Here is a 12,625-nt window from a genome sequence, read left to right as displayed (position 1 = left end):
ATGATCTTCCTCCCGGCCCAGGGGCCCCGAAAGGCACAGCATGTTCCTGCGGAAAGACGAGAGCCGAAAGCACAGCGGAGCCGGGACCCTGATGACCCGACGCAGTCTCGTCCTGGCGGGTTCGCAGACCGTTCTGACCGCGATGACGTCCGCTGCGCCCACTCACGCCCGGACAGGCGCGGGTAGCACGTAGCACCCGTCGGGCGCGGGTCCCTGCGCGTCGAGCTGGATGCCTGGCGGATCACGTACCTCAACCACACTCGAAGGGGCCTTACCTCACCACAGAACGTGGATGTCCCGGCCTTCGCGTCCCAGCCCCGGACACACAGCTTCGTCCCGGGCACCGCTCAACGTGCAGGAGTACCGCCGGCCCACCAGACAAGGAAATCAAGAACACCGGTTCTGACTTCCCTTGCCACGCGCGTGAACCAGACACCGCTTCGAACGTCACCCGATCTCGCCCCCGCCAGGAGACAGCTATGCGCAAAGCCGTACTTGGACTGTTTGTAGCCCTGGCAGCCGTGCTCGCTGCAGCACCGCTTGCCAACTCCGACCAAAACCAGACCGTTGCCTGCTGCGGTATGCCGCCCGGCCAGCCCTAAAAGGCACCCGTCAGCAAAAAGGCCAGACCAACCCCGGGCTGCGTCAGCTCGCGGTCGCCGACCCGCGGGAGTCGTCAGCCCTTCGACCAAGGAGAAGACATGCACAGTAACCGCCGGAAGTTCAGTATGGGAGCGGCCGCACTCATCCTCGGGGCAGGGCTTATGGCCGGGTCTTCCGGCACGGCTCAGGCGGCGGCGTCGGACTGCATCGAAGGCAGGGCCGGTTTCACCGACATCCCCGACAGCCTCAGCGGCCAGGGGGTGGCGGGGGCAGGAGCGCTGTCGATAAGCACTCCCCCCGCCGTCGTCTCGTACGCGATGCAGACCGGCAACGTCGGCGGCACATCGATGGGGTGGGGCGTCCTGAGCACCAGCGCCAGCATTTTTGGCCCCACTGCAACGGGATGGCTCTGGATGGATGTCACCAACGACAACAAGCAGTCGTGGATCCAGTGCGGCCCCTTCCCAGTGAGTTCGGCCGGAGTCAGGATCACGACCCCGGCCTACCCGACCAGCAGTTCGGCAAGCCGGGCCTTCCGTGTCTGCGCGCAGTTGACCAGTATCGCCACACAGACCAGCATCACGTGCACCCCCTGGTGGTAGGCCACCGGCAGGAAAGTCGCACCTGTCCTCACAAGGCACTGACGTATGGGATGGGGAGTTGGCCGCAAGCCTTCTCAGCGTCCAGCCGAAGGCCGTACAGCACGGCACCGTTTCGCACATACACCGTGGCGGTCCCTCCAGGGACGGCAGTTACGCGGTCGGCGAGTGTGCGGTTGAGGCCTGGTCGAGTGGTGAGGCAACGGCGGGCGGTCGCGGACCATACCGGTACACGGGTGTAGGCGACCTGCACCGTGCTCAGTTCCCGGTCGGAGATTGGGGTGGGACCGGGCCCTCACCCGCGTAGGTGTGGCCGCGCGGGGCCGACGGTGCATCGTCTTCGGAGAGGGTCAGGCTGGGCCAGGGGCCGGCGACGGCGTCGTCGTCCAGGGTGATGCCGAGGTGGTCGAGTACGAGGGCCACCACTGGTGCCATCCCGGCGCTCTCGCCCTCGTGCGCGGCGACTGCCGTCTCGACCCGGTCCTGCCAGGGGCCGGTGGGCTCGGTGTCCGGCATGCCCGGCTCGAAGTTCTCGACACACTCGCCGTCGCGCCAGTGCTGGAAGACATCAAGACCGTCGGTGGTCAGCATGCTGTATGTCTCGGTGCCCCGGGACAGTGCTGCGAGCGGTTCGGCCCAGGAGCCGATGACGCCGTCCTCCTCGAAGCAGAAGGTCCAGTCGCCGAGACTGCCGGACCGCTGCAGTGAGACCGCCCTGTCGGCGAGTTGACCCGTGGGCAGTTCGGACGCCTGGTCCGCGTCGAGGAGACGGGAGCGGGACGCGTCGGCCCCGTACCGGGTGAACACCTCCTCGGCGGTCAGGTCCCGGGTGAAGGTGACGCACATCCAGGCCGTCGCCCAGTCGAGCGAGGGTGTGTCCTCGTTTGCTGCCATGTTCCGCCTTCGTGATCCGTGCCGCCGCGTGCCGCCGGTCTTCACACCGTGCCGCACCGTCGGTCTTACCTGGGGAGGCGGCCGAGAGCATGCGCGAGTTCACCCACGGGTGCCAGGATGTGTCCGCTGTGTGGGCAGATCGCGAGCGATGATCCGCAGCACGGGGCGCAACGTCTCCCACACGCTCGGGGGCCGAGGTCGAAGCCGGGATCGAAGCCGACGTTGTCCAGGGCGCGCCAGGCCAGGGCAGTCATCTCCGCCCGCGGCACCTCGGCCGGGTTCCGCTCGACAACCTCCAGGAAGGCGTCGGCGCAGTGGAACCAGTCGAGCGGTTCGCAGGCGAGGCCGACCACGTCCTGTGGGTCGAGCGAACCCGCGCGCAGGCCGAGGTAGACCCTGCGCGCCAACTGTTCAGCCTCCGCTTCTTAAACCGGTCACAGACCGGCGACGTCCCCGGCCCTTTTCAGAGCGGAGCCCAGCTTGTCCACCACGCCGTCGTGCCGTCTCGCGCGCGCTGCCCGGTCCGCCGGCACCAGCCGCGCCGCGGTCTGCACGGCGTAGTCGTCCGGGTCGCCGAAGGCAGTCCGCGGGTGCTCTCCCGTATCCGCGCAGTGCGTCGTGACCTCCTTGACCGCCTGGAGGACGACTGCCCGGTCAACGCCCGGCTGCATGGCCAGCCGTACCTGGAAACGTGCCATCCACTTCTCGCGGTCCTTCTCCCGCGCCGCGTCCGTCGTCTGGTCCTTCTTCGCCATGCGTTCTCCTGGGTGATCCGCAGCTGTCCGTCATGGAGTTGGACGCCGGGGCATCGAAGTGGGTTCCGAAAGCGAGGAACTGATGAGTCGACGCCGATGCGGAAGGCCGGATCGACTGGAGCATGGCCAGCGTTGATTCCACGACCACCCGCGCTCATCAGCACGCGGCAGGCGCCCCCACTCATGACCCGAAGATCTCGGGGCGGCGGAAGAGCCCGGCACGCCACCGCTCCGATGAGGCTCTCGGGCGCTCGCGGGGCGGCCCACATGCAAGATCTACCTCACCGGGCAAGGTGGGTGCCGCCGGCTCGGGTTTGTCATCACGCCCGGCCAGTGGGGGAGGCGCCGCGCAGCCGAAACCGGCGTCACCTGCGCAGACGCCAGATCAGGCACATGATCCCCGAGCCGAGGGACCAGCGAGCCGCCCGCCGACGCCGCGGCAGCCGGGGCGGCCGCCCCGCATGGTTCGACATGACGAACTACCGCCGCCGCAACGAAGTCGAATGTCCCATCAACCGCCTCAAGAATTTCCGAGCGATCGATGCTGGCGAGAGTCAGGACGCGACGTCGGCGCACGGAAAGCCGCGGCACGGACGGTGAGGTCAGCAGGTTCTCGGCAAGAAACAGGCAAGCGAACGAACAGGGGCCGTGGAACATGCCGCGATACCGAACATGTCGTAAGCCCGGAAGTCGGCCCCTCCCAGCCCTCCCGACCGGGCCGCGCCTGTGCCCGTCAGATGGCGTTTCCCGCCGGGGTCCGGGTGGCATCGGGGACCGGGACGGCGCCTGTGTCCTCGGCGACCACGGCCTTCGCCGGTGTCCGGATTCCGAGCTTCTCCAGGATCTTCTTCTCGATCTCGTTGGCCAGGTCGGGGTTGTCCTTCAGGAAGTTGCGCGCGTTCTCCTTGCCCTGGCCGAGCTGGTCGCCCTCGTACGTGTACCAGGCGCCGGCCTTGCGGACGAAGCCGTTCTCCACGCCCATGTCGATCAGGCCGCCCTCACGGCTGATGCCCTGCCCGTAGAGGATGTCGAACTCGGCCTGCTTGAAGGGCGGTGCGACCTTGTTCTTGACGACCTTCACGCGGGTGCGGTTGCCGACCGCGTCGGTGCCGTCCTTCAGGGTCTCGATACGACGGATGTCGAGGCGCACCGAGGCGTAGAACTTCAGCGCCCGGCCACCGGTCGTGGTCTCCGGCGAGCCGAACATCACACCGATCTTCTCGCGGAGCTGGTTGATGAAGATCGCGGTGGTCTTCGACTGGTTGAGCGCACCAGCGATCTTGCGGAGCGCCTGGCTCATCAGGCGGGCCTGCAGACCCATGTGGGAGTCGCCCATCTCGCCCTCGATCTCGGCCCGTGGGACCAGAGCGGCGACGGAGTCGATGACGATGAGGTCGAGCGCGCCGGAGCGGATCAGGATGTCGACGATCTCCAGTGCCTGTTCCCCGTTGTCCGGCTGCGACAGGATGAGGTTGTCGATGTCGACGCCGAGCTTCTTCGCGTACTCCGGGTCCAGAGCGTGCTCCGCGTCGACGAACGCCACCGAGCCGCCGGCCTTCTGCGCGTTCGCCACGGCGTGCAGGGTCAGGGTCGTCTTGCCGGAGGACTCCGGCCCGTACACCTCCACCACCCGGCCACGCGGCAGGCCGCCGACACCGAGTGCGACGTCGAGTGCCGTCGAGCCGGTGGGAATCACCTCGATGGGTTCATTGGGCCGCTCGCCGAGGCGCATCACAGCACCCCTGCCGAATTTCCGCTCGATCTGTGCGAGCGCCGTGTCCAGCGCCTTTTCGTGGTCCGTACCTGCCATGAGCTTTCACCCGGTCCGATTGAGTGGCATGCCGCACGTCGGAGGACGTGAGCGCCTACTGCCGACAACGGACGTCTCGGAGATCCCAGCAAACGAACATCCGATCGATTTACGTGTCCTGTGAAAGGTACCAAGCCGAGGGGAGAGGACGGGCCGCGCACCGGACGCGGATCGCGCCATCACCCATTTCCCCTCCCTGAAGGCGTACTCGGGTAGCACTGCCGATCGCGAAGTCGTAGTCACGCAGTCCTGCTGCTTTGGTGGTGTGCTCGACCTGTTCCCCCGCCGAACGAGTTGAGCAGATGGACTATGCGACGACAGCTGTGTACCTGCAGAACAGCCAGAACCTGCCGGTACCCCTTCGCCTCCGCTCGGCAGGGCGCCAAGACCGACGGCATTGCCGGGTGCGGGTGCGGTTTCGTGGGCGCATTCATGGCCGCGGCCGGGACACCGCAGTCGACTGCTACGCCTACCCGGAGGCGGGCCTGGCTCACGGCGGTGAACGTCCTCCAGGTTTGACTGATTCTTACGCACGTGTGGTCAGCCGGGGCCGGGCCGCTGAGGCGTCATGCTGCAAACTCTCAGCTTGTTCATCACTACCGGTGTCTCGGCCCGTTGAATTGGTCGCGCCTCATCGAAGCGGAGTTCAGAGAGCCTTTTGGGCGGTAAGGAACGCCCGGACCACGGGCAAGGTGAGATCCGTCCTCAGGAAAGTGTCCAGATGCCCGCAGCCGGGCAGTTCCGCGAAGGTAGAGCTGCGTATTCGGTCGGCGGTCTCCCGAATCGCAGGAAGTCGGGGGTCACGGTCTCCGGCGAGCAGGAGCAGCGGGACGGCGGAGGAAGCCAGCGCGTCCAGGACGCTGTCGCGGTTGTCCAGAGCGAGGGTCAATGCTGCCAGGGCATTGGGGTCGGCGGCTTGCATCACGGTGCGCATCCATGCGGGGAGCGGTCCCTGACGGTCCAGCGCCTCAATGAACGGTGCGGTGCCCTGGGTCCGGAACACGGCGGCTTCCGCCTCGGCGGCAGCCTGCTCGACGGTGATCGGGCCGGCGTGGGCACCGCCCACGATGAGAGTGGTCAGCCGCTCGGGGTGACTGGCGAGGAGATGCAGGCCGATGATGCCGCCCATCGAGGCGCCCCACATGGCCGCTTGGCCGATGTCGAGTGTGTCGAGCACGGAGAGGACGTCGTCGACCTGACGGCTGATCGCATAGCTGCCTGAGTCATGGGGCGCTTCGCTTTCGCCGTGCCCGCGAGCGTCGATCAGGACGAGACGAAAGTCCTCGGTGAGTGCTTCGACGTGACCGGCGGAGTGCCAGGTGGTGCGGTCTCCGAAAAAACCGTGCAGCAGTACCAGTGGATGTCCGCGGCCCACGGTCTCGAACCCGATCGTCAGTCCGTCACTGCTGGTGATCCGCATGGTCCGAGCCTGGAGGACGGCGGCCTGCGCGTGCAACGTGTTTGCCGGGTGAACGTGCAACGTGTTTGCCGTGCGAATGAGAAGGGCGTTCCCGGTATGCCTACGCCGTGGGGCCACCAAGGGCCACTCAACCGTGCGATTCGGAGTTTCAGCATTCGACTATGCAGAGCCCCGTAGTGCCCGTGGTAACGCCGCTGCGTCTCTGCGGAAAGCGGACGTGTACCGACCGTGATCGTCGATAGCGTGGCTGGCATGGCTATCGCTCGCTTGCCCCTCGTCGTCATCGACTGTCCGGATCCTGGCGCACTCGCGAGGTTCTACGGTGCGATGTTGGATTGGAAGATCGACGTCTCCACTGATCGGGCTGCGGTCTGTGCCGGAGACGGCCGGTGCATCTCCTTTCATAAGGTGGCTGGTTATGCCCCGCCGATGTGGCCCACCCAGGACCGGCCCCAGCAGATGCACCTCGATGTGATCGTTGACGACCTTGATGCTGCCGAGGTGGCAGTGATCGATCTCGGTGCGACCAAGCACCAGGAGCAGCCGGGTACGTCCTACCGAGTCTTCCTGGACCCGGCAGGTCACCCTTTCTGTCTCTGCCTGAACTGAGGAAGCCTTCTGACGTTCGTGACCTTGCGCTCTTGCGTAGCTGTAAGGCGACAGCCTGAATCACAGCTGAAGCCGGACTACTGGCGGGTGTTGTTGAACTGGACGGCTGGTCCCCAGTTGTCGCGGGCGGCTGCGAGGCACCAGTGGCACAGGGGCAGTCCGCCGCTGCCGTACTTGTGCGTGGCGCGTTGGCAACCGGAGCAGGGGCCGATGTAGCTGCTGGAAGTTTTGAAGGTGGAGGGGTCGGGTTCGCTGATCGGTGGCGGGGGAGTGCTGGTCATCGCGGGGGGTGTCCTGTCCGGGGGTGGGGGTGTGGGTGGACACCGCGGTGCAGCGTGGCAGGCCGTGAAGGTGCGGGAAGCCGTCAGTGCGCCGCGGCGGCAAGGGCCGGGCGGCTGGATAAGGGGATGTCGAGCAGGGTGTCTGGGGTGCAGTGGCTGCACGCGCGCAGTCCGGCATCGAGGAGCCGGCGGGCTTTGTCACGGCTGACGGGGCGCCGTCGTTGGCCGATGGCGTAGCGGTGGCCCACGTGTACCTCGACGGGTGGGCGGTCGTCGCCGGTGCCCAGTTCGACGACCCATTCCGGCTCCGGCAGCCGGGCGAGCAGGCCGTGTTCCTGCTCGGTTTCCCGCTTCTGCACGGCGAAGCTTTTGGCGTCGATGCGTGTCAGCCTCATGGCATGCCAGACACGCAGTGCATGCGGTCTTGGCAGGTCAGCGGCTAGGTAATCGAACATGATCTCGTCCCTGGATGTGTGGACCGATCGGCCCGTCACGCGCGTATTCGAATATCAGTTCGAAACTCTACGTCCGGAGGAGGTGGGGTGCCATGGCGGCAGCACGGGAGCAGGTGTGGATGTCGAGTGTGATGCATGTGCGCGGCCCGGACCGGCTGCCGGACGACGTGTTCCGGCAGATGTTGGAACAGGTGCGCGGAACTCTCCCCGACCCTCCAGGCCCTGCCACCGTCCGCAGCTCTGGTCTAGTTGAAGGGTGCGCTGCGTTATCGCGGCGCCGACGCCCGGCGCCTGGGTGAGGTGCTGCGGGTGCGGACCCTGCCGCGGCTCGGCATCGACGTACGCGTCGGCATCGGCCCCACCATCACCGTCGCCGAGACCGCCTCCGGTCGGATCGACGCCCCTGGCAGTGTTCTGGCCCTCAGTCCCGGCCAGGTGGTCGGCTGGCTTGGGCCGCTGCCGGTGGAGGCACTGCACGGCATCGGGCCGAAGCAGGCCGCTACGCTGCGCGAGAACGGCCTGCACAGCGTCGGCCTGCTCGCCGCACTCCCGCCGATCACGATGCAGCGCCTGCTCGGTGGCCAAGCCGGACGGCTGGCCGCAGACCGGGCTCGCGGACCGGGCCCGCGGCGTCGACCCCCGCTCCGTCGTCCGCGCGCTGCCCGCGTCAGCCAGCACGCGGCACGCATTCGTCGAACACACCCTGGACGGCGCCGTGGTCCACCAGCGCGATCGGCCCGGCCGCCGCACTGCCACGCGTCTCCTGACTCATCGTTCCAGCCCTGCCGGAAAGGCGAGCGTGTGGTTCCGCTGAAACCACCCGGAATGCTGTGGCGCAACGCCAACACGCGCCACCCCGACGTCCTTGCCGTCCAACGTCGAGGGCACGCCCGCGGTCGCAGTGAGAAGGGCATCCGATAGGGCGGACGAGCGAGGGCGGCGGCTTGACCAGCCGCTGATGTTCAACGTCGCGCAGTCCGCGACTCCAGTTCGGACAGCGCCGGCCGGGATCCGCTCCAGGGCCGCGGCCGTGACCGGCCCTCCGCGCTTTCAAGGTCAAGATCACAACGGCCCATGCCGATGCCCGCGCCGCTGACTTCGCCGTCAAGCTCGAACGCCGTCTTGAGTGCCTCCTCGGCGTCGTCACGATCGATCGGCAACCCCGCGAAGACGATCTCGACGAACACTCCGGTCCTCCCTCTGAACCCGGCGAACCGCAGTGTCAGAGCACCTGGCTGCTCGCGGGTCGACCGTCCGCCGCCGCCTCGGTTCGCCAGCCGAGAAGGATCGCGTGGAGCGCCTGTTCGGCGAGGTGGTGGGCGCGATCGCTGCCTACGTTGCCGAGGTGACTGAGTGACGCGATGCCGTACAGCGTGCCCCAGAGGATCTCGCAGGCCTGGTCGAGATCGGCCAGGACCACGCCGTGTGCGGCAGACCAGGAGGTGAGCAGCTCCTTGAGGATGTCGATGGCCGGTTCCGCGACGCGCCGGCGTTCGTCCGCGTCGACCACCGGGTCGTTCATGACCTGGAAGAGGTGGGGGTGCTCGCCGGCGAACCGGACGTACTGCGACGCGACGCGCGTCATGCGCCGGTCCGCATCGGGCTCCTGTGCGGCTCGGTGGAACTCGCTCAGCATCAGGCGGTGACCGTACGCGACCAGCTCCAGTACGAGCGCGTCCTTGTTGGCGAAGTGCTGGTAGACGACGGGCGCGGAATATTCGACGTCGGTGGCGATGCGCCGGATCGTCAGAGCCGCGACGCCCTCGGTCTCCAGAACGTGCAGCGCGGCCTCGATGATCCGCTCCCGGGTGTTCGCCCGTTCACGGGCCCGTCTCGTGCTGGTCGACATGGTCCGTCACTTCGCTTCGATGGTGTCCCCGAACACTAGTCACCGCCTTGACCGTGCCGACGACGCACGTCATAGTTAACGGCGTTAGGAAATCTAACAACGTTAGGAACGGATCGTAAGTCATGATTTACCACATCAACAGGGTCACGATGAAGGCCACTGCAACGCCTGAGCAGATCGAGGCGGTGCTGGAGAGCTGGCGCAATCAGGGCCGCTCGAACCCCGCCATCAAGTCCTTCGTCGTGGGCCGTGACCACGGCGGCGACCACACGTACGGCGCGGTGTTCGTCGTCGAACATCTCGATGGGCTCTTCGCCTACCTGACGCACCCGACCACCTACCGGACCGACCACCTCGGGCTGCACCTGGTCGAACGGCTGGAGATCTTCGACGTCAGTGACGATGACGACCCTGACCTGAACGCCAAGATCCAGGAACTGCACCGGCGCCGCAACGAGCTCAACCCGCAGATCGCCGGCCTGCTCACAGACGTGCCCACCTATACCGGCTCCGGCGTGGACGACTGACCGATACCCCGGAGAAGGAGAAACCGTCATGGCCAAGCACGTCATCATCGGTGCCGGTTCCATCGGTACCAACGTCGCTCGTCTGCTCGCCGAGCGCGGCGAGAGCGTCCGGATCGTCACCCGCAGCGGCTCCGGCCCCGAGCACCCGCTGGTCGACCGGGTCGCCGCGGACGCGTCCGACCCGTCCCGCCTGACCGAGCTGTCCCGCGGCGCGGAAGTGATCTACCACTGCGCCAATCCACCCTCATACACGGTGTGGGAGCGCCTGTTGCCGCCTCTGCAGACGGCGGCCATCACCGCCGCCAAGGCGAACGACGCCGTCCTCGCGCTGACCGGCAGCCTCTACGCCTACGGTCCGCAGCCCGGTGGCCGGATGAACGAACACACCCCCATGGCCGCCACCGGGCACAAGGGCCGCCTGCGCAGACGCATGTGGGAACAGGCACTCGCCGCGGGAATCCGCACCGTCGAGGTCCGCGGCTCCGACTACATCGGCAAGGACGCCAACGGCATCTACTCCCTGCTCATCAAGTCGGCCCTGCAGAAGGGAAAAGCGGCCTGGATCACCGGCCATCTGGACATGCCGCACACCTTCACCTTCAACGGCGACATGGCACAGGCCCTCATCACGCTGGCCTCGGAAGAGCGCGCGTGGGGCAGACCCTGGCACGTGCCGTCCCCGCCGGCCGTCACCATTCGCGAACTGGCGCGGCGCTATGCCGTCGCGGCAGGCCGACCACCGGTCAAACTGATCCGGATACCGCGCTCCGTGACGCGTACGGCCGGGCTGATCGTGCCGATCGCCCGCGAGATGGCCGAGATGGACTACCAGTGGTACGCGCCGTTCCACATGGACGCGACGGAGACCGCCGAGACCTTCGGCCTGACCGCCACCGACCTCGACACCGCCGTCCGCAACGAGGTCGGCTGAACTTGCACTGCCACACCGCCACACCGCCACACCGCCACACCGGCACGTCGACGGCAGGTCCTTTTCAGCCGCATGATTGGTCAGTTCTACCACTGGCTCCAGCGCCGCCAACTGTTCGACGAACACACCGCATTGTCCACCGAACTGGCCGCCGCCGCTTGGCCCGTTGGCATCGTGAGGTGTCTGCTGGCGGCGCCTGGACCGCCGGCAGCAGGCAGGCGTCTTCGACAGGTTGCACCGCATCCTGCTCGCGGAGCTGAACGCGGCCGGCGAACCCCGCCCGTGCGTGGACGGCTCCCACGTCCGCGCCAAAAAGGGGAGACGTGACAGGTCCGTCGCCGGTCGACCGGCGACGGACCGGCAGCAGACACCATCTGATCTGCGACGAGGAGGGCACTCCCGCTTCATGTCATCACGACTGTGGCGAGCGTCAACGACATCACGCAGACTCTTGCCCTCGTCGACACCAGTCCAGATGCCCAAAGGCTGTCCCGTAACTCCAATGATCTTGGCTTCATCTGTGATCGGGAGGCGTGGTCAGGCGTCACTGGGACCGGGGGCCCAGCCGGTGTGCTGGGCCCAGGCGTCAGCACGTCGGACGATGTCCCATACGAAGGCATCCTTTGATTGGACGTAGCCGGGACGGTCGTTGCGGAACTTGGCCGCGCAGTGCTGTTTGGCTGCTGCGTACTCGTTCGCGGCAGCCAAGTGGCACCGGAGGTAGTCGCGAAACAGCAGGGGGAACTGCTGAGAGAAGCTGCCCAGTTGCCGCACGTGCACGTGTGTCCGGCGCTGACCTGGAGGTTCCCGGAAGTAGCGCTTCGTCCGTTCGGGATTGTCCGCCCGGTACACGAGCCCTGTACCTGTCAGCGGGCCCAGGAACGAATCCGTCGCTTCCAGCGATGTTACGGAGATCTGGATGTCGATCACCGGCTTGGCCGCCAGCCCCGGCACCGAGGTTGACCCGATGTGGTCGATACGAGCCGCAGCATCACCAAGGGCTGCACGCAGGCCCGCGCCCCACTTGGCGAACATTGCCGGCCAAGCAGGGTCGTAAGGCATGATCTCGACTGGGTCTCCCATATTGAGGAGTTTTCCACGGCTTGCCGCAGTCGTGATCGGACCAGCCGCGTTGTGATGATTCACTGCCGTCGCACCGCACCGCCGGCATCATCCGTCCTCTCTGCCACCCGCGAGGCGACGACGCCACCAGCGGTCGGGGCGCCACTGCCGGCGATCGGCAAATGGATCAGGCAGAGTGCGCTTGAGGTACACCGCGTCCAGGGAGCTCACTTGGCGCTTCAGCTCGGCGCGGGCCGGGGAAGGCAAAAGTTGCAGGACTTCCTCCAGTACGTCTCGGGCGTACCTCACGTCGTCGAAGGAGCAGCCGCGGCACGAGCACTCCGCGTCCTGCGGATAGAGGGGCCGACGCCCCGGTGGTTCGAGAAACGCTCGATACCGCCGCAGCGCGCGGTCGGTGGCACCGGGGTAGACCCAGTAGTCGCCCGACAGTCTCTCCACGCGATGTATCGCCAAGCTGGTGCGGCCCGAGAGCCCGCGGATCCGGGTCGGCGGGAGATGCACCCGGACGCGAGAACCATGCTGCTCGGCGCGCACGGCGCCAGGCCGTCTACGCGGCATCAGCCTTTCGATATGTGGTCATGACCGTCATGATGCCCCCTCAGCGAGTAACGGGACAGCCCTCAGCCATCCGATGGGAACGACGCCTCGAACTCCACGACGCCTTCGTCTCCCTGGCATGCAGCCTCATCGGCTGGCGACGCCTCAAGAGGGCCCACCCGTGATCCTGTTGCGAGGTTCAAGTGCCCGAATGCAGAGGCGGCTCAGGTCAGCTTCTTTCCCCCCGGGTGGGACGATTTCGTTGCCAGGGT

15 protein-coding genes and 2 pseudogenes are annotated in these 12,625 nt (G+C 66.9%); 7 read left to right on the top strand and 10 right to left on the bottom strand.

What is annotated here, in order from left to right:
• Positions 1–701: 701 nt before the first annotated feature.
• Entirely contained in the window at positions 702–1,205 is a 504-nt protein-coding gene (locus OHS59_RS01055; protein ID WP_328491478.1) for a hypothetical protein, read from the top strand.
• Positions 1,206–1,460: 255 nt separating this feature from the next.
• Here OHS59_RS01055 and OHS59_RS01050 read toward each other — a convergent pair whose 3' ends face one another.
• The 3 genes from OHS59_RS01050 to OHS59_RS01040 form a co-directional block, all read right to left on the bottom strand.
• Positions 1,461–2,096 carry a DUF6461 domain-containing protein gene (locus tag OHS59_RS01050; protein WP_328491477.1) on the bottom strand — a complete coding sequence of 212 codons (636 nt, stop codon included), beginning with the start codon at positions 2,094–2,096 and terminating at the stop codon, positions 1,461–1,463.
• Positions 2,097–2,161: 65 nt separating this feature from the next.
• The gene (locus OHS59_RS01045) at positions 2,162–2,503 is read right to left on the bottom strand and encodes a hypothetical protein (RefSeq protein WP_328491476.1); all 342 of its coding nucleotides are present in this window, start codon (positions 2,501–2,503) and stop codon (positions 2,162–2,164) included.
• A gap of 27 nt (positions 2,504–2,530) precedes the next feature.
• Positions 2,531–2,851, bottom strand: coding sequence for a hypothetical protein (locus tag OHS59_RS01040; RefSeq protein WP_328491475.1), 321 nt, complete (start codon positions 2,849–2,851; stop codon positions 2,531–2,533).
• A gap of 360 nt (positions 2,852–3,211) precedes the next feature.
• On the opposite strand from OHS59_RS01040, the pseudogene OHS59_RS44425 reads away from it, so the two are divergent.
• Positions 3,212–3,451 (top strand): annotated as a pseudogene (locus tag OHS59_RS44425) (IS5/IS1182 family transposase); the annotation flags it as partial.
• A 133-nt stretch (positions 3,452–3,584) separates the two neighbouring features.
• Here OHS59_RS44425 and recA read toward each other — a convergent pair.
• A complete protein-coding gene (gene recA / locus OHS59_RS01030; protein ID WP_328491474.1) occupies positions 3,585–4,661 on the bottom strand; it encodes a recombinase RecA in 1,077 nt (358 codons plus the stop codon).
• 646 nt (positions 4,662–5,307) lie between these two features.
• The gene (locus tag OHS59_RS01025; RefSeq protein WP_328491473.1) at positions 5,308–6,081 is read right to left on the bottom strand and encodes an alpha/beta fold hydrolase; all 774 of its coding nucleotides are present in this window, start codon (positions 6,079–6,081) and stop codon (positions 5,308–5,310) included.
• 252 nt (positions 6,082–6,333) lie between these two features.
• Here OHS59_RS01025 and OHS59_RS01020 point away from each other — a divergent pair, with 252 nt between their 5' ends.
• Positions 6,334–6,690, top strand: coding sequence for a VOC family protein (locus tag OHS59_RS01020; RefSeq protein WP_328491472.1), 357 nt, complete (start codon positions 6,334–6,336; stop codon positions 6,688–6,690).
• A 77-nt stretch (positions 6,691–6,767) separates the two neighbouring features.
• Here OHS59_RS01020 and OHS59_RS01015 read toward each other — a convergent pair whose 3' ends face one another.
• Entirely contained in the window at positions 6,768–6,971 is a 204-nt protein-coding gene (locus OHS59_RS01015) for a hypothetical protein (RefSeq protein WP_328491471.1), read from the bottom strand.
• 83 nt (positions 6,972–7,054) lie between these two features.
• Positions 7,055–7,426, bottom strand: coding sequence for a DUF6233 domain-containing protein (locus tag OHS59_RS01010; protein ID WP_328491470.1), 372 nt, complete (start codon positions 7,424–7,426; stop codon positions 7,055–7,057).
• 249 nt (positions 7,427–7,675) lie between these two features.
• Here OHS59_RS01010 and OHS59_RS01005 point away from each other — a divergent pair, with 249 nt between their 5' ends.
• On the top strand, positions 7,676–8,347 hold the full coding sequence (locus OHS59_RS01005; RefSeq protein WP_328491469.1) for a hypothetical protein: 672 nt from the start codon (positions 7,676–7,678) through the stop codon (positions 8,345–8,347).
• Positions 8,348–8,388: 41 nt separating this feature from the next.
• On the opposite strand, the gene OHS59_RS01000 is transcribed toward OHS59_RS01005, so the two are convergent.
• Together OHS59_RS01000 and OHS59_RS00995 are read right to left on the bottom strand one after the other, a co-directional pair.
• Entirely contained in the window at positions 8,389–8,613 is a 225-nt protein-coding gene (locus OHS59_RS01000; protein ID WP_328491468.1) for a hypothetical protein, read from the bottom strand.
• Between the two features lie 35 nt (positions 8,614–8,648).
• A complete protein-coding gene (locus OHS59_RS00995; RefSeq protein ID WP_328491467.1) occupies positions 8,649–9,275 on the bottom strand; it encodes a TetR/AcrR family transcriptional regulator in 627 nt (208 codons plus the stop codon).
• A gap of 122 nt (positions 9,276–9,397) precedes the next feature.
• Between OHS59_RS00995 and OHS59_RS00990 the strand changes: the two genes are divergently transcribed.
• From OHS59_RS00990 to OHS59_RS00980, 3 genes and pseudogenes are all read left to right on the top strand, one after another.
• On the top strand, positions 9,398–9,802 hold the full coding sequence (locus tag OHS59_RS00990) for a Dabb family protein (protein WP_328491466.1): 405 nt from the start codon (positions 9,398–9,400) through the stop codon (positions 9,800–9,802).
• A 28-nt stretch (positions 9,803–9,830) separates the two neighbouring features.
• Positions 9,831–10,733 (top strand): SDR family oxidoreductase, encoded by a 903-nt coding sequence (locus OHS59_RS00985; RefSeq protein WP_328491465.1) that lies wholly within the window; start codon positions 9,831–9,833, stop codon positions 10,731–10,733.
• A 184-nt stretch (positions 10,734–10,917) separates the two neighbouring features.
• Positions 10,918–11,207: pseudogene (locus tag OHS59_RS00980) on the top strand (transposase); the annotation flags it as partial.
• Positions 11,208–11,270: 63 nt separating this feature from the next.
• On the opposite strand, the gene OHS59_RS00975 reads toward OHS59_RS00980, so the two are convergent.
• Positions 11,271–11,816 carry a GrpB family protein gene (locus OHS59_RS00975; protein WP_328491464.1) on the bottom strand — a complete coding sequence of 182 codons (546 nt, stop codon included), beginning with the start codon at positions 11,814–11,816 and terminating at the stop codon, positions 11,271–11,273.
• Positions 11,817–12,625: the final 809 nt, after the last annotated feature.

It is taken from the genome of Streptomyces sp. NBC_00414 (genome assembly GCF_036038375.1).
Lineage (GTDB): Bacteria > Actinomycetota > Actinomycetes > Streptomycetales > Streptomycetaceae > Streptomyces.
Note: the sequence above shows the minus strand (reverse complement) of the source record. Positions and strands in the feature narration are given on the sequence as shown.